Genomic DNA, 15,984 nt, shown 5'->3' with positions numbered 1-15,984 from the left:
CCACAGATGCGGCGGACCCCCTTGTCCCGACCGATCGTTCGGTTACTCTAACTCTCACCGGCTGTTTCCGCCCATGTTTCTGCCCAGGTCATGAGCTCGACGAAGAGTTCACAAGACGAGGAGTTGGTCCCGCATGGCCGCCGAACTCACCGCCCATCAGCTGATCGCCCAGCACCGGCCCACCCTCGACCAGGCGCTGGAAGCGATCCGCACGCGCGCGTACTGGTCCCCACACCCCGAGCACCCGAAGGCCTACGGCGAGAGCGGCAGCCTGGACGCGGCGGCGGGCAAGGCCGCCTTCGACGCCCTCCTCGGCACCCGCGTCGACCTCGGCCAGCCCGGTACCGACGACTGGGCGGGCGAGGAGGTCTCGCCGTACGGCATCGAGTTGGGCGTCAGTTATCCGCACGCGGATCTCGACGTGCTGCTGCCCGCCATGCAGGCCGGCATGCGCGCGTGGCGGGACGCGGGCGCGGAGGCGCGTGCCATGGTCTGTCTGGAGATCCTCAAGCGGATCAGCGACCGGACGCACGAGTTCGCGCACGCGGTCATGCACACCAGCGGCCAGGCGTTCATGATGGCGTTCCAGGCGGGCGGCCCGCACGCCCAGGACCGCGGCCTGGAGGCGGTGGCGTACGCGTACGTGGAGCAGGTCCGCACGCCCGACACGGCGGAGTGGACCAAGCCCCAGGGCAAGCGCGACCCGCTCGCGCTGACCAAGCGGTTCACGCCCGTCCCGCGCGGGATCGCGCTGGTCATCGGCTGCAACACCTTCCCGACGTGGAACGGCTATCCGGGCCTGTTCGCCTCCCTCGCCACCGGCAACGCGGTCCTGGTCAAGCCCCACCCGCGCGCGGTGCTGCCGCTCGCGCTCACCGTGCGGATCGCGCGCGAGGTGCTCGCCGAGGCCGGCTTCGACCCCAACCTCGTGGCGCTGGCCGCCGAGCGCCCCGGTGAGGGCATCGCGAAGACCCTGGCCGTGCGCCCCGAGATCCGGATCATCGACTACACCGGCTCGACGGCGTTCGGCGACTGGCTGGAGGCCAACGCCCGCCAGGCGCAGGTCTACACGGAGAAGGCCGGCGTCAACACGGTGATCGTGGAATCGACCGGCAACTACAAGGGGATGCTCGCCAACCTGGCCTTCTCGCTGTCCCTCTACAGCGGCCAGATGTGCACGACCCCGCAGAACCTCCTCGTCCCGCGCGACGGCATCCACACCGACGAGGGCCCCAAGTCCTTCGACGAGGTGGTCGCCGACCTCGCCCGCTCGGTCGACGGCCTCCTCGGTGACGACGCGCGTGCGAACGGCCTGCTGGGCGCGATCGTCAACCCGGACGTGAAGGCCCGCCTGGAGGCCGCGGCGGGGCTCGGCGAAGTCGCCCTGCCCTCACGGGAGGTCGGCAACCCCGAGTTCCCGGGCGCGGTGGTGCGTACGCCCGTGATCGTCAAGCTGGACGGAGCGCGGAAGTACTGGGAGGGGGCAGACGACGAAGCCGCCTACCTGAGCGAATGCTTCGGCCCGGTCTCCTTCGCCGTCGCGGTCGACTCGGCCACGGACGCGGTGGACCTGCTGCGGCGCACGGTCCGTGACAAGGGCGCGATGACGGTCGGCGCGTACACGACCGACGAGGAGTTCGAGCAGGCGGTGCAGGAGGTCTGCCTGGAGGAGGCCGCCCAGCTCTCGCTCAACCTCACCGGCGGGGTGTACGTCAACCAGACCGCAGCCTTCTCCGACTTCCACGGCTCGGGCGGCAACCCGGCGGCGAACGCGGCGCTGTGCGACGGCGCGTTCGTGGCCAACCGCTTCCGGGTGGTTGAGGTGCGGCGGGACGCCTAGGGCACGTGCGATGCGCCCCCGGTGACGCTCCAGTGGTACAGCGTCATGGCCACACTGGTCGCGAGGTTGTAGCTGGAGACCTGGGGGCGCATCGGCAGCGCCACCAAGTGGTCGGTACGCGCGCGTAGTTCGGCGGACAGCCCGCTGCGCTCCGAGCCGAAGGCGAGGACGGCGTCGTCCGGAAGCTTGGTGCCCCGGATGTCCTCGCCCTCCGGGTCGAGGGCGAACACCGGTCCGGGCGGCAGTTCGTCGACAGTCAGCCGCTCCACGGCGGTCGCGAAGTGCAGTCCGGCCCCGCCGCGCACCACCGTGGGATGCCAGGCGTCGAGCGTGCCGGTGGTGACGACGCCGGTCGCCCCGAAGCCGGCGGCCAGCCGGATCACGGCCCCCGCGTTGCCCAGGTTGCGCGGGTTGTCGAGGACCACGACAGGCGTGTGGCGAGGTGTGCGGGCCAGCTTCTCCAGGTTGGCCTCGCGGGAGGGACGTACGGCCAGGGCGGCCACCGCGGTGGGGTGCGGGCGCGGCACGAGCGCGCGGTACGTCGTCTCCGGGACCTCCGTCAGGAGCGCCTCCAGCGTCTCCCGTACGTCCCGCGCCAGCTCGTCGGCGAGGGCGAGCGCGGCCGCCCGGTCGACGGCGACCGCCACCGGGACCTCGGCCCCGAAGCGCACCGCGTGCTTGAGGGCGTGGAAGCCGTCGAGCAGTACGGACGTGCCCGCGAGCCGGTGCCACAGGCTCACCGGATCCGGGCCGGTCACGGCGGCGGGGTCGGTCATGCGGTGAAGCCTACGTGCGTGTGCTCGGCGTTCTCCGGGGTGTGCGGCGGCTTCCCCTCGGCGTGGGCGTCCCGGGATGGCCGCAGGCGTTCACGCGCGCGTGCCGCCCAGCCGCCCAGGCGGCGCAGGAACGGCGTCGGCAGGAAGACGGCGTCCGCCGCGATCATCGCCAGGGAGAAGAACGGCAGCCCGAGGACCACGGCGATCACCGCGTGCTCGGTGATCATCGCCGCGAGCAGGACGTTCTTGACCCGCCGGTTGAACAGCGTGAACGGGAAGGCGACCTGCACGGCGACCGTTCCGTACGTCACGAGCATGACCATCACGCCGTTCGCGGACAGCAGGTCGGCGAGCGCGGGCCAGGGCGAGAAGTAGTCCAGGTGGAGCGGGTAGTAGACGGCCGTGCCGTCCTGCCAGCGCGAGCCCTGGATCTTGTACCAGCCGGCCGTCGCGTAGATCAGACAGGCCTCGGCCATGATCACGAACAGGGCGCCGTTGTGCACGATGTTGCCGACGACGTCGAGCAGTATCCGCGGCTCGGGGCTCCTGGCCAGGCGCCCGACGGCCCACCACAGGGCGAGCGCGAGCCAGACGCCCCACAGCAGCCTGGGCACGAGCGGGTCACCGTCGGACAGCAGGCCCGCCGAGGTCACCGCGACGAGGACCACGCCCAGTACGGCCCACAGGGCGGGCCCGACCCGGTCCACGACGAGCTCTCCACGCGCGCGTGCGTCACGGGTGAGCCGGGCCCGCCGGGCGTCCAGCGACCACACCTGGCCGCAGCGCGTGAAGATCAGGTAGAGGCACATCAGGTGCAGGACGTTGTCGCCGCCGTCGCCCATGAAGATGCTGCGGTTCTGCAGCGAGAGCACGCCGACCATGAAGAGCACGGACATCGTGCGCGTGCGCCAGCCCACGATCAGCAGCAGGCTCGACAGGGCGGCCAGCGCGTAGACGGCCTCGAACCAGAACTGGCCGTCGGACCACATCAGGATCGTGAAGGAGCCGTTGGTCGAGGTCAGCTGCTGCGCCAGATCCCAGTTCCACGGGCCGTCGGGGCCGTACAGCTCCTGGCGGTGCGGGAACTCCCGCACCAGGAACAGCAGCCAGGTCGCGGCGAACCCGATCCGGACCACGGCGGTCTGGTACGGGCCGAGGGCCGCCTCGGTGACGCGCGCGATGCCGCGGGAGACCGACAGGGCGAAACCGTTCACCGCACGCCCCCCGCAGCCTCGTCCGCGGGCACCGTCCACCAGGGCAGCAGCCGGTACATGGGCTTGTCCGACACCTTTTCCTCGCTCCACTTCGGCGGGGCCACATTGGTGGTGCGGGAGCGGACCTGGACGCGCTCGATGACGCCGCCCGTCCCGGCCGCGTCGTCACGGTCCAGGCGCAGCACCACGATCCGGCGCAGATACGTCTCGGACAGCGAACCGCGCAGGCCCACCGGACGGTTGTCGCTGCCGTGCGAGCCGGCGAAGAAGTCCCAGGCCCTGCGCAGCTCGTTCTGCTGAGTGTGGCTCGGCAGCAGATTGCCGTCGATCGCCTGGCCGTCCTCGGCGGACAGGTCGTACCAGCCGGTGGTCCGCGAGGTGCCGTCCGCCGCCAGCACCTGCGCGCGCACCTGGACGGCGATGTTCTGCTGCAACGGGTTCGGCGCGAAGAGCTTCCAGTTCTGCTCGAACTCCGGGTAGATCCACTCCTCGATCGCCTTGCCGTGCTGCTTGGTGAGGGTGTTCGCCGGGGCGACGTGCAGAAAGACCATGCCGAGGTGGACACAGGCGGCGACCGCGACGACGGCGAGCGCCAGGGCGGCGCCGACCTGGTAGCGCAGGGAGAGCGCGGCGACACCGGTGCGGGCCTCGACGGGGGCCGGTCCGGCCGGGTCGGCGTGCGGCTCGGCGAGGTCGTCCGGGGCGGTCCGGGTGTGCGGTACGTCCGTCTCGGTCGGGGCGGGTGGGATGTCCGGCTCGGCGCGGCCGACGGGCCGCCCCGGCTCGCCCCGCCCCGGCTCGGCCGACTCGTCCGGCCCGTGCGGGGCGTTCGAGCCTCCGTCGTACGCGTCCATTCCGCCCCGTTCCCGATTCCGGTCCGTCTTCCGGCCTGCCCGGCCCGCCCGACGCCAGGGCGTCCCACCGCCCCGGCACACACCGCTCCACCACGCTCGCACGGGAACGGTACTCAGCCCCACCCGTCGCGCACAGCCCCTTCCGGCACGCCCGGCGGCCCGCGCGGTTGTCCACAGGAGACGCCCGCAGGTTATCCACAGCGGTTGACACCTTACGGCGCCCGGCACACCATGGAATCGCACGAACCGAACGATCGGTCGGGAGCATGTTCCGAACGGAGAGCAGGTCGAGGGGGCCTCATGGCGACAGCAGCCGCGCACCAGACAGCGCGCACACAGGCGTACGGCGGACAGGACGCCACCGCCGACACCGATGCCTACGAGCGCGCCTTCGACGCGGCCGTGGCCGCCGACGAGCGCATCGAGCCGCGCGACTGGATGCCGGACGCCTATCGCGCGACGCTGGTGCGACAGATCGCGCAGCACGCCCACTCCGAGATCATCGGCATGCAGCCGGAGGCCAACTGGATCACCCGCGCGCCCTCGCTGCGCCGCAAGGCCATCCTCATGGCCAAGGTCCAGGACGAGGCGGGCCACGGGCTGTATCTGTACAGCGCGGCGGAGACCCTCGGCACCGGACGCGAGGAGCTGCTCGACAAGCTCCACACCGGCCGCCAGAAGTACTCCTCGATCTTCAACTACCCGACGCTGACCTGGGCGGACGTCGGCGCGATCGGCTGGCTGGTGGACGGGGCCGCGATCACCAACCAGGTCCCGCTGTGCCGCTGCTCCTACGGTCCGTACGCGCGCGCGATGGTCCGCGTCTGCAAGGAGGAGTCCTTCCACCAGCGCCAGGGCTACGAGCTGCTGCTGACCCTCAGCCACGGCACCCCGGAGCAGCACGCGATGGCACAGGACGCCGTGGACCGCTGGTGGTGGCCGTCGCTGATGATGTTCGGCCCGCCCGACGACGAGTCCGCGCACTCCGCGCAGTCGACGGCGTGGAAGATCAAGCGCCACTCGAACGACGAGCTGCGCCAGCGCTTCGTCGACATCTGCGTCCCCCAGGCCGAATCGCTGGGCCTCGCCCTCCCCGACCCCGACCTGAAGTGGAACGAGGAGCGGGGGCACCACGACTTCGGCGCGATCGACTGGACGGAGTTCTGGGAGGTCATCAAGGGCAACGGGCCGTGCAACGAGCAGCGGATCACCCAGCGCAGGCGCGCGCACGACGAGGGCGCCTGGGTGCGGGAGGCGGCCGCGGCGTACGCGGACAAACACAACTCGGTTGGGAAGGCGTGAGGATGACCACCAACGACTGGCCCCTGTGGGAGGTCTTCGTGCGCTCCCGCCGCGGCCTCTCGCACACCCACGCCGGCAGCCTGCACGCGCCGGACGCGGAGTTCGCCCTGCGCAACGCGCGCGATCTGTACACCCGGCGCGGCGAGGGCGTCTCGATCTGGGTCGTCCCGTCGACCTCGATCACCGCGTCCTCGCCCGACGAGAAGGACCCGTTCTTCGAACCGTCCGCCGACAAGCCCTACCGGCACCCGACGTTCTACGAGATCCCGGAAGGGGTGAAGCACCTGTGACCGTCACCGTTCCTTCCGCGGCCGCTCTCGCCCTCGGCGACGACGCCCTGGTGCTCTCGCACCGCCTGGGGGAGTGGGCGGGACACGCCCCCGTCCTGGAGGAGGAGGTCGCCCTCGCCAATATCGCGCTGGACCTGCTGGGCCAGGCGCGGGTGCTGCTGTCGATGGCCGGCGACGAGGACGAGCTGGCGTATCTGCGCGAGGAGCGCGCCTTCCGCAACCTCCAGCTGGTGGAGCAGCCGAACGGCGACTTCGCGCACACCATCGTCCGCCAACTGTTCTTCTCCACCTACCAGCACCTGCTGTACGCCCGACTGGCCGTCGGGGACAGCGAGTTCGCCCCCCTCGCCGCGAAGGCCGTCAAGGAGGTCGCCTACCACCGCGACCACGCCGAGCAGTGGACCCTGCGGCTCGGTGACGGCACGGATGTCAGCCATGACCGGATGCGGCGGGCGTGCGAGGAGCTGTGGCGGTTCACCGGCGAGATGTTCCAGCCGGTCGAGGGCCTGGACGTCGACCAGGAAGGGCTGGAAGGGATGGAGGCGGCCTGGCTGGAGTCCGTCGGGGACGTGCTGCGCCGGGCCACGCTGACCGTCCCCGAAGGGCCTCGGTCCGGAGCGTGGGCGGCCGGCGCCGGCCGCCAGGACCTGCACACCGAGTCCTTCGGGCGGATGCTCGCCGAGATGCAGCACCTGCACCGCAGCCACCCGGGGGCGTCATGGTGACCGCCACCGCTCTGGAGGCGGAACTCCTGGAGGTCGCCGGCTCGGTGCTCGACCCCGAGCTGCCCGTGCTCACCCTCCGGGAGCTGGGTGTCGTGCGCGCGGTGCATGTCCGCGGCGCGGACTCGGTCGAGGTCGAGCTGACCCCGACGTACACCGGTTGCCCGGCCGTCGAGGCGATGTCCGTGGACATAGAGCGGGTGCTGCACGAGCACGGGGTACGGGACGTCACCGTCCGCACGGTGCTCGCGCCCGCCTGGTCGACCGACGACATCTCGGCCGAAGGACGGCGCAAGCTGCGGGAGTTCGGCATCGCCCCGCCGCGCACGCGTACGGCGGACGGACCGGTCGCCCTGGACCTGGGCCCGACGCGCACCTCCACGGACGAACGGGACACCGATCCGGTGCGCTGCCCGCACTGCGGGTCGCCGCGGACCGAGCTGCTGAGCCGTTTCTCCTCCACCGCCTGCAAGGCGCTGCGGCGCTGCCTTGCCTGCCGTGAACCGTTCGACCACTTCAAGGAGTTGTGATGGCCCGCTTCCACCCGCTGGAGGTGGCCGCGGTCGACCGGCTCACCGACGACTCCGTGGCCCTCACCCTCACAGTGCCCCCGGAGCTGAGGGACACCTACCGGCACGCACCGGGCCAGCACCTCGCCCTGCGGCGCACGGTCGACGGTACGGAGATCCGGCGCACGTACTCGATCTGCTCGCCCGCACCCGCCACCGAGGGGCCCCGCACGCTGCGGGTCGGGGTGCGCCTTGTGGAGGGCGGGGCCTTCTCGGCGTACGCGCTCAAGGAGATCAACGTCGGTGACGAGCTGGAGGTGATGACTCCGGCCGGCCGTTTCACTCTGGAACCCACGCCCGGCCTGTACGCGGCGATCGTCGGCGGCAGCGGCATCACCCCGGTGCTGTCGATCGTCTCGACGCTGCTGGCACGGGTGCCCGAGGCCGAGTTCTGCCTCATACGCAGCGACCGGACGTCCGCCTCGACGATGTTCCTGGAGGAGGTCGCCGACCTGAAGGACCGCTATCCGCAGCGGTTCCAGCTGGTGACAGTGCTCTCCCGGGAGGAGCAGCAGGCCGGGCTGCCGTCCGGGCGGCTCGACCAAGAGCGGCTGACCGGGCTGCTGCCCGCGCTGCTGCCGGTGGAGCGGGTGAACGGGTGGTTCCTGTGCGGGCCGTTCGGGCTGGTGCAGGGTGCCGAGCGGGCGCTGCGCGGGCTCGGGGTGCCCCGGACCCGTGTCCACGAGGAGATCTTCCATGTGGACTCCGTCGCCGCGCCGACCACGTCACCGGCTCCCGCGCACAGCACGGTGACCGCCCGGCTCGACGGGCGCGGCGGAACCTGGCCCGTCCAGGACGGCGAATCACTCCTGGAGACGGTGCTGCGCAACCGACCTGACGCGCCCTACGCCTGCAAGGGCGGCGTGTGCGGGACATGCCGGGCCTTCCTGGTCTCGGGCGAGGTGCGGATGGACCGCAACTTCGCGCTGGAGCCGGAGGAGACGGACGCGGGCTATGTGCTGGCGTGCCAGTCACATCCGGCGACGGAGAAGGTGGAGCTGGACTTCGACCGCTGAGGCGGAGGCCGCCGAGGGATGAGCCTTTGAGGAACGGGCCGTCGGGGACGGGCCGTTCCCTTCTTGTAGAACCTGTTCTATCTTGACGCCCCGTCAGACGACTGGATCCGCCGGAGGGACAGGCACCGTGGACTTCACCTTCACCGAGGAGCAGCAGGCGGCGTCCGAGGCGGCACGGGGGGTGTTCGCCGGGGTCGCGCCGGACGGGGTGCCCAGCCCCGCGCTCACCACCGGCGCCGTCGCCGACGACTTCGACCGGGAACTGTGGGCCAGGCTCGCCGACGCGGACCTGCTGAGCCTGCTGCTCGACGAGGGGTACGGCGGAGCGGGTCTGGACGCCATCGCGCTGTGCCTGGTGCTGCGCGAGTCGGCGAAGGTGCTGGCACGGGTGCCGCTGCTGGAGAGCAGCGCCGCCGCGGCGGCCGTACAGGCCTACGGGGACGAGGAGTTGAAGTCCGTGCTGCTCGCGCGGGCGGGCCGCGGCGAGGTCGTGCTGACCGTCGCCGCACAGGGCCGCACCGGCCACGACCCGGCCGAACTCGCGGTGACCGCCCGCCAGGACGGCGACGCGTGGCTCCTGGACGGAGTGCAGACTGCGGTGCCCTGGGCGTACAACACCGACTTCGTCGTCGTCCCCGCGCACACCGGCGCCGGCCGGACCGTCCTCGCCCTGGTCCCTCCCGTCCACGAAGGAGTCGCCCTGGCCGAGCAGTTCTCGACCGCCGGTGAGCGGCTGGCCGAACTGCGCCTGGAGTCGGTGCGGATCGATTCCCCGTACGTCATTGACGACGACGGGGCGTGGGAATGGCTGCGGGATCTGCTGACGGTGGGGACGTGTGCGCTGGCGCTCGGGCTCGGCGAGAACGTGCTGCGGATGACCGGCGAATACACCGGCAAGCGGGAGCAGTTCGGGTTCCCGGTCGCGACCTTCCAGGCCGTCGCCGTACAGGCCGCCGACCGCTACATCGACCTGCGCGCAATGGAGGTCACGCTGTGGCAGGCCGCGTGGCGGATCGCTTCCGGGGCACCGGGCGCGCTGCCCGCCTCCGGGGACGTCGCCGTCGCCAAGATCTGGGCCGCCGAAGGGGTACGCCGGGTCGTGCAGACCGCGCAGCATCTGCACGGCGGATTCGGCGCCGACACGGACTATCCCCTGCACCGGTACCACGCCTGGGCCAAGCACCTGGAGCTGTCGCTCGGCCCGGCGGCGGCGCACGAGGAGGCACTGGGCGACCTACTGGCGGCCCACCCGCTCGGCTGACGGGACCGTCCCTCAGAGGACGAAGCCCTGCTGACCCTCGTCCGTCGTGACCGGGCGGCCCACGGCGGCCCACACCTGCATGCCGCCGTCGACGTTCACGGCGTCGATACCCTGCTGGACGAGGTACATCGTGACCTGGGCCGAACGCCCGCCGGAGCGGCAGATCACATGGACCCGCCCGTCCTGCGGCGCCGCCTCGGTCAACTCCCCGTACCGGGCCACGAAGTCACTGATCGGGATGTGCAGCGCCCCTTCGGCGTGACCCGCCTGCCACTCGTCGTCCTCGCGGACGTCCAGCAGGAAGTCGCCGTCCTTCAGGTCCGTGACCTCGACCGTGGGCACACCAGCTCCGAAACTCATGCCCCGACGCTACCCGAGACGCACGCCGAAGTGACCGGCTACCCCAGCAGTACGGCCAGCTCCGACTCGCGCTCGGCGACCTGGGCGAGCAGCTGGTCGGCGATCTCGTCCAACAACCGGTCGGGGTCGTCCGGAGCCATCCGGAGCATCGACCCGATCGCGCTCTCTTCCATCTCGCGAGCGACCAGCGTAAGCATCTCCTTGCGCCGGGCAAGCCATTCGAGGCGCTCGTAGAGCTCCTCGCTGGGGCTCGGGCGCCGCTCCTTCGGCGCCGGCCCCGCGGCCCACTCCTCGGCCAGCTCCCGCAGCAGCGGCTCGTCGCCACGGCCGTAGGCGCCGTTGACCCGCGTGATGAACTCCTCACGCCGCTTGCGCTCGTCCTCGTCCTGAGCCAGGTCGGGGTGGGCCTTGCGGGCCAGCTCGCGGTAGAGCTTGCGGGCCTCGTCGCTGGGACGCACCCGCTGCGGAGGCCGGACCTGCTGGTCCGTGAGCATCGCCACGGCCTCCGGGAACAGCCCCTCCCCGTCCATCCAGCCGTTGAACAGCTCCTCGACACCCGGCATCGGCATGACCCTGGCCCGCGCCTCGTCCGCCTTGCGCCGGTCCTCGGGGTCACCGGTGCGGGCAGCCGTCGCCTCGGCGATCTGGGCGTCCAGTTCGTCGAGGCGGGTGTACATCGGGCCGAGCTTCTGGTGGTGCAGCCGGGAGAAGTTCTCGACCTCGATACGGAAGGTCTCCACCGCGATCTCGTACTCGATCAGCGCCTGCTCGGCGGCCCGCACGGCCCGCTCCAGCCGCTCCTCGGGCCGGGACGCCGCGCCCTCTTCTGGCTGGGACTGCTCAGCTTCCGGCTTCGTCACCCGACCAGCGTAGGCCACGACCCGACCGACCAACGAGGCTCGCCCGTCACACCTGCGGACAATCCGCTCCGACCCACTCCGGTCGACGAACGTCACCCCGCACCGGACGCCAAGGCCCTCACACCCCCATCTCCGCCGGAATCCGCCCCGCCCGTACCGCCGTCAGCAGGTCGGCGTGATCCGCCTCAGTGCGGTCGGCGTAGGCGACGGCGAAGGTGGCGATCGCCTCGTCCAGTTCCTCGTTCTTGCCGCAGTAGCCGGCGACCAGGCGGGGGTCGGCGCTGTGGGAGTGGGCGCGGGCCAGGAGGGCGCCGGTCATGCGGCCGTAGTCGTCTATCTGGTCGGCGGAGAGGGCGGCCGGGTCGACGCTGCCCTTGCGGTTGCGGAACTGCCGTACCTGGAAGGGCAGTCCGTCGACCGAGGTCCAGCCCAGCAGGATGTCACTGACGACCTGCATGCGCTTCTGGCCGAGGACCACCCGGCGACCCTCGTGTACGGCGAACGGCGCGTCGAAGCCGGCGCTCACCAGATGCGGGACCAGTACCGAGGGCCGGGTCTCCTTGACCTGGAGGACGAGCGGCTCACCACGGTGGTCCAGAAGCAGCACGACGTACGACCGCGCGCCCACGCTGCCCGTGCCGACGACCCGGAATGCCACGTCGTGCACCGTGTGGCGGGCCAGCAGGGGGAGACGGTCCTCGGAGAGCGTGGTCAGGTACTGCTCCAGCGAGGACGCCACCGCCGCGGCCTCCGCGTCCGGGACCCGCCGCAGCACCGGCGAGGCGTCGACGAAGAGCCGTCCGCCGTCCGCCGTGACCTCGGTCGACTTGGCCGCGAAGCGCCCACTGGTGTTGGACCGCGCCTTCTCCGAGACCCGCTCCAACGTACCGAGCAGGTCATGGGCGTCCGTGTGGGAGACGAGCTCCTCATCCGCGATCGCGTTCCACGCGTCCAGGACCGGAAGCTTGGCCAGCAGCCGCATCGTGCGCCGGTACGCGCCCACCGCGTCGTGCGCCGCCTTGCGACAGGCGTCCTCGTCGGCGCCCGCCTCACGGCCCGCGAGCACGAGCGAGGCGGCGAGCCGCTTGAGGTCCCACTCCCAGGGGCCGTGGACCGTCTCGTCGAAGTCGTTCAGATCGATGACCAGGCCGCCGCGCGCGTCGCCGTACAGCCCGAAGTTCGCCGCGTGCGCGTCACCGCAGATCTGGGAGAGGATCCGGGTCATGGGCGTGCGCGCCAGGTCGTAGGCCATGAGACCCGCCGAACCGCGCAGGAACGAGAACGGCGTGGCCGCCATTCTGCCGACGCGTATCGGCGTGAGCCCGGGGATACGGCCCTGGTTGGACTCCTCGACCGCGGTCACCGCGTCGGGGCGAGTGGCGTCCAGGTCCAGGACGGCGTGCGCACTACGCGGAACCCGTTCCCGCAGCGCCTTCCCCTCTTCCCTGGGCGACCCCGTGGCGGGCCACTCGGCGAAGCCCGGCACCCGGGGCAGCCTGTGTGGTGCCACGACGCTCACCTCTCGCTGGGCCGCTTCCTCGCCCGCCTCCGCGACTCCTGCTTGGACCGCACCGGCATCGGTCACCACGACCGCCTCCCCCGCAACACACACGAACATCAACTTGTGCCGACGGTACAGCCGGTGGCCAAAACGCGTCAGACCCTGTGGACAACTTCGCCCCTGTGGACAGAGCGGGACGACCCCGGCGAGGTTTCACGTGAAACATCCCGCCCGCCCCCGAGCTCCCGTTTCACGTGAAACACCGGCTCGGCCGCGCTGCCCCTCAGGGTCGTGACCCAGACCCGCCGAACTCCGAAATCCGCCCCCTCGCCCACTCCCCGAACGACAGCGCAGGCCGCCCGGTGACCTGCTCCACTCCTCCCGTCACTGTCCCCTTCGCACCCGCACGCTGCCGTTCGGCGCCGGCGACGAGCGCCTCGACGACCGGCTCGGGCCAGCGGCTCAGCCACCGCTCCCGGGCCTGCTCGGGGGTCAGTTCCACGCAGCGCAGTTCGCGACCGAGGAGTGCGCCCAGCGTGGCCGTCTGCTGACGTACGGAGAGTGCCTCGGGCCCGCTCAGGGAGTAGCACTCGTTCTCGTGACCGGCGCCGGTGAGGACCCGTACCGCCACGTCGGCGATGTCCTCCGGAGCGATGCAGGCGTTGCGCGAGTCGACGTAGAGGGCCGCGACCGTGCCGTCCCGGATGATGCTCTCGCGCCAGGCCAGGGCGTGGGTCATGAAGGACCGGGGGCGCAGCATGGTCCAGGCGAGGCCGGACGTCATGATGCGCTGTTCGTTCGCGCGCTGCCAGCGGGTGATCAAGTCCTGCGCGCCGGTGTCCTCGACGGCCGTGGCGGACAGTTTGACGAGGTGCCGGACACCGGCCGCCCGGGCGGCGAGCACGATGTTCTCGTCATGATCGGGCCGCAGCGGATTGTTGGTGATCACCAGGACGGTGTCGACCCCGGCGAGCCCTGCCTGGACGCTCGCCTCGCTCTCGAAGTCCACCTCGGCGAGATGCCCGGACAGCCCGGCACCGCGGGCCCGCTCGGGGTCCCGGGTGAGCAGCGTGACGTCGTACGGCTCCCCGGCGTTCTGCTCGGCCAGCCGTCGCGCCACAAGGCGTCCCACAGTGCCGGTTGCTCCGGTGACAGCGATACGGCGCCGCATGCTCTGACCCGCCTCCCCACTCCCCGTGAGATACCTCACCGATGAGACGGCCGATGAGAGGGACCTCACACCACCTGGCGCTCCCCGATCACGGCCACCATCACGGCAACGAGAAAACGGGCCTCACAAGAACTTTCGTCCTCGTGAGGCCCGTTTCACTGTGCGCGAGGGGGGAGTTGAACCCCCACGCCCTTGCGGGCACTGGAACCTGAATCCAGCGCGTCTGCCTATTCCGCCACCCGCGCATTGGGTGTGTCCTCGGGCTTGTCCCCCTAGGGGGCTGGCGCCTTCCGACATGCAGAAGATTAGCACGGTGGGGAGGGTGGGTTCACATCCCTTTCCCCGTCGCGGGACGTTCCCCGAGGCCACCGTCGTGCGAGGCCACCCGGCCCCCGGAGCCCGACCAACCCACGAAGCGGCCGGCTACGTATCAACGTGTACCGGTTCACGTATCAACCTCGTACCGGTCCCGCGCATCTATCCAGGAGCCGGGCAAGGTCCACAGTCAGGTGCGGGACACTGGTCTGCGGCCACCTCTACGATCCTGGGCAGGAGTACTCACAGGAGTGCTCGCCTGAGGAGTTCGAAGGGGAGCCCCGAGGGGAACTCACCGAGGGAACTCCTCAGGGGTCGACATCCGTCGACCGGGCCGACAGGGGGAACCAGCCGATTTCCCGGCGCGTGGATACGATCAGTAAGCAGTACCAGGCAAGGCACGAGCACAGACACGAGCACAGGTACAGACACAGACACGGCGGCAACGACGAAGGAGGTGCCCCATGGGAGTCCTGAAGAAGTTCGAGCAACGTCTCGAAGGTCTGGTCAACGGCACCTTCGCCAAGGTGTTCAAGTCCGAGGTCCAGCCCGTGGAGATCGCCGGAGCGCTCCAGCGCGAGTGCGACAACAACGCGACCATCTGGAACCGCGACCGGACCGTCGTACCCAACGACTTCATCGTGGAACTGAGCACACCCGACTTCGAGCGGCTCAGCCCCTACTCCGGCCAGCTCGGCGACGAGCTCGCCGGCATGGTCCGCGACTACGCCAAGCAGCAGCGATACGCCTTCATGGGACCCATCAAGGTCCACCTGGAGAAGGCGGACGACCTGGACACCGGTCTGTACCGGGTACGCAGTCGTACGCTCGCCGGCTCCACCAACCAGCAGGCTCCCGGGTCCGCCGCTCCGGCCGGACGGCCGGCGCCCGCTGCACCCGCGGCCCCAGGCGGCTACGGCTACCCGCCGGCCGCCGCGGGCGCCCCGCCCATGCCCGCCGCCCCGCCGCCCGGCGGCCGCCCCGCCGCCTCCCCCTACGGGCAGCGGCCGACGGCGGCACCGGCGTCCGCAGGGCGGATGCGGTACTGGATCGAGATCAACGGCACCCGCCATCAGATCTCCCGCCCGACGCTGGTGCTGGGCCGCAGCACCGAAGCCGACGTGCGGATCGACGACCCCGGCGTATCCCGCCGGCACTGTGAGATCCGGACCGGAACGCCCTCGACGATCCAGGATCTCGGGTCCACCAACGGAATCGTGGTGGACGGGCAGCACACCACCCGCGCTACGCTCCGCGACGGCTCGCGGATCGTCGTGGGCAACTCCACCATCATTTACCGGCAAGCCGAAGGGTGAAGCGGGGGCAATGTCAGAGCTGACCCTCACGGTCATGCGGCTGGGTTTCCTGGCCGTACTGTGGCTGTTCGTGATCGTGGCCGTGCAGGTCATCCGCAGCGACCTGTTCGGAACGCGCGTCACTCAGCGCGGCTCCAGGCGTGAAAGCGGGCGGCAGCAACAAGCCGCCCGGCAGCAGGCGGCGCCACCGCAGCAGCGCCAGCAGGCCGCCGCGGGCCGCCAGCGCCGCAACGCCCCCAGCAAGCTGGTCGTCTCCGAAGGCACCCTCACCGGTACCACGGTCGCGCTCCAGGGGCAGACCATCACCCTGGGCCGCGCGCACGACAGCACCATCGTGCTGGACGACGACTACGCCTCCAGCCGCCATGCCAGGATCTACCCGGACCGCGACGGCCAGTGGATCGTCGAGGACCTTGGCTCCACCAACGGCACGTACCTGGACCGGTCCCGGCTGACGACCCCCACGCCGATTCCGCTGGGCGCGCCGATCCGCATCGGCAAGACCGTTATCGAGCTGCGGAAGTAGTGCTACGTCATGATTAGGCGCGAGCGGAGCGAGCACGCAGCGGCGGTCCACACGACGGACCCCGGCGCGCTCCCGACCGGAGGGTGGGCAC

Annotated in this window: 16 protein-coding genes and 1 tRNA gene; 9 read left to right on the top strand and 8 right to left on the bottom strand. The window is 71.1% G+C overall.

Features of this window, described 5'->3' with window-relative positions:
- The first annotated feature begins 133 nt into the window (after positions 1-133).
- Entirely contained in the window at positions 134-1,840 is a 1,707-nt protein-coding gene (paaN, locus tag AC5DRG_RS27165) for a phenylacetic acid degradation protein PaaN (RefSeq protein WP_491802058.1), read from the top strand.
- On the opposite strand, the gene AC5DRG_RS27160 is transcribed toward paaN, so the two are convergent.
- The 3 genes from AC5DRG_RS27160 to AC5DRG_RS27150 are packed head-to-tail and all read right to left on the bottom strand — an operon-like array spanning position 1,837 to position 4,684.
- Positions 1,837-2,616: a TrmH family RNA methyltransferase gene (locus AC5DRG_RS27160; protein ID WP_491802057.1), complete on the bottom strand. Its 780-nt coding sequence runs from the start codon at positions 2,614-2,616 to the stop codon at positions 1,837-1,839. The two genes, paaN and AC5DRG_RS27160, sit on opposite strands and share 4 nt — an antisense overlap.
- Positions 2,613-3,830: an HTTM domain-containing protein gene (locus AC5DRG_RS27155; RefSeq protein WP_491802056.1), complete on the bottom strand. Its 1,218-nt coding sequence runs from the start codon at positions 3,828-3,830 to the stop codon at positions 2,613-2,615. The genes AC5DRG_RS27160 and AC5DRG_RS27155 overlap by 4 nt, the downstream gene beginning before the upstream one ends.
- Positions 3,827-4,684 carry a DUF5819 family protein gene (locus AC5DRG_RS27150; RefSeq protein WP_491802055.1) on the bottom strand — a complete coding sequence of 286 codons (858 nt, stop codon included), beginning with the start codon at positions 4,682-4,684 and terminating at the stop codon, positions 3,827-3,829. The genes AC5DRG_RS27155 and AC5DRG_RS27150 overlap by 4 nt, the downstream gene beginning before the upstream one ends.
- Before the next feature lie 300 nt (positions 4,685-4,984).
- Between AC5DRG_RS27150 and paaA the strand changes: the two genes are divergently transcribed.
- From paaA to AC5DRG_RS27120, 6 genes are all read left to right on the top strand, one after another.
- The gene (paaA, locus tag AC5DRG_RS27145; RefSeq protein ID WP_491802054.1) at positions 4,985-5,986 is read left to right on the top strand and encodes a 1,2-phenylacetyl-CoA epoxidase subunit PaaA; all 1,002 of its coding nucleotides are present in this window, start codon (positions 4,985-4,987) and stop codon (positions 5,984-5,986) included.
- 2 nt (positions 5,987-5,988) lie between these two features.
- Positions 5,989-6,276 (top strand): 1,2-phenylacetyl-CoA epoxidase subunit PaaB, encoded by a 288-nt coding sequence (paaB, locus tag AC5DRG_RS27140; RefSeq protein ID WP_491802053.1) that lies wholly within the window; start codon positions 5,989-5,991, stop codon positions 6,274-6,276.
- The gene (gene paaC, locus AC5DRG_RS27135; RefSeq protein WP_491802052.1) at positions 6,273-7,001 is read left to right on the top strand and encodes a 1,2-phenylacetyl-CoA epoxidase subunit PaaC; all 729 of its coding nucleotides are present in this window, start codon (positions 6,273-6,275) and stop codon (positions 6,999-7,001) included. Before paaB ends, paaC begins: the two co-directional genes overlap by 4 nt.
- Positions 6,995-7,528 (top strand): 1,2-phenylacetyl-CoA epoxidase subunit PaaD, encoded by a 534-nt coding sequence (gene paaD, locus AC5DRG_RS27130; RefSeq protein ID WP_491802051.1) that lies wholly within the window; start codon positions 6,995-6,997, stop codon positions 7,526-7,528. Before paaC ends, paaD begins: the two co-directional genes overlap by 7 nt.
- The gene (locus tag AC5DRG_RS27125) at positions 7,528-8,583 is read left to right on the top strand and encodes a 2Fe-2S iron-sulfur cluster-binding protein (RefSeq protein WP_491802050.1); all 1,056 of its coding nucleotides are present in this window, start codon (positions 7,528-7,530) and stop codon (positions 8,581-8,583) included. Before paaD ends, AC5DRG_RS27125 begins: the two co-directional genes overlap by 1 nt.
- A gap of 127 nt (positions 8,584-8,710) precedes the next feature.
- Positions 8,711-9,844 carry an acyl-CoA dehydrogenase family protein gene (locus AC5DRG_RS27120; protein WP_491802049.1) on the top strand — a complete coding sequence of 378 codons (1,134 nt, stop codon included), beginning with the start codon at positions 8,711-8,713 and terminating at the stop codon, positions 9,842-9,844.
- A 12-nt stretch (positions 9,845-9,856) separates the two neighbouring features.
- Here the strand turns inward: AC5DRG_RS27120 and AC5DRG_RS27115 are convergent, their stop codons facing one another.
- The 5 genes from AC5DRG_RS27115 to AC5DRG_RS27095 form a co-directional block, all read right to left on the bottom strand.
- Complete coding sequence (locus tag AC5DRG_RS27115) at positions 9,857-10,186, bottom strand: rhodanese-like domain-containing protein (protein ID WP_491813169.1); 330 nt, start codon at positions 10,184-10,186, stop codon at positions 9,857-9,859.
- A 56-nt stretch (positions 10,187-10,242) separates the two neighbouring features.
- Entirely contained in the window at positions 10,243-11,064 is an 822-nt protein-coding gene (locus tag AC5DRG_RS27110; RefSeq protein WP_491802048.1) for a J domain-containing protein, read from the bottom strand.
- A gap of 118 nt (positions 11,065-11,182) precedes the next feature.
- The gene (locus AC5DRG_RS27105; RefSeq protein ID WP_491802047.1) at positions 11,183-12,682 is read right to left on the bottom strand and encodes a DUF2252 domain-containing protein; all 1,500 of its coding nucleotides are present in this window, start codon (positions 12,680-12,682) and stop codon (positions 11,183-11,185) included.
- Positions 12,683-12,848: 166 nt separating this feature from the next.
- A complete protein-coding gene (locus tag AC5DRG_RS27100; RefSeq protein WP_491802046.1) occupies positions 12,849-13,736 on the bottom strand; it encodes an NAD(P)H-binding protein in 888 nt (295 codons plus the stop codon).
- Between the two features lie 161 nt (positions 13,737-13,897).
- Positions 13,898-13,981, bottom strand: a tRNA-Leu gene (locus AC5DRG_RS27095).
- 534 nt (positions 13,982-14,515) lie between these two features.
- On the opposite strand from AC5DRG_RS27095, the gene AC5DRG_RS27090 reads away from it, so the two are divergent.
- Both AC5DRG_RS27090 and AC5DRG_RS27085 read left to right on the top strand, forming a co-directional pair.
- A complete protein-coding gene (locus tag AC5DRG_RS27090; protein ID WP_491802045.1) occupies positions 14,516-15,367 on the top strand; it encodes an FHA domain-containing protein in 852 nt (283 codons plus the stop codon).
- A 10-nt stretch (positions 15,368-15,377) separates the two neighbouring features.
- Positions 15,378-15,893: an FHA domain-containing protein FhaB/FipA gene (locus AC5DRG_RS27085; protein ID WP_491802044.1), complete on the top strand. Its 516-nt coding sequence runs from the start codon at positions 15,378-15,380 to the stop codon at positions 15,891-15,893.
- Positions 15,894-15,984 lie beyond the last annotated feature (91 nt).

Source organism: Streptomyces sp. JLBG701, from assembly GCF_058544905.1.
Note: the sequence above shows the minus strand (reverse complement) of the source record. Positions and strands in the feature narration are given on the sequence as shown.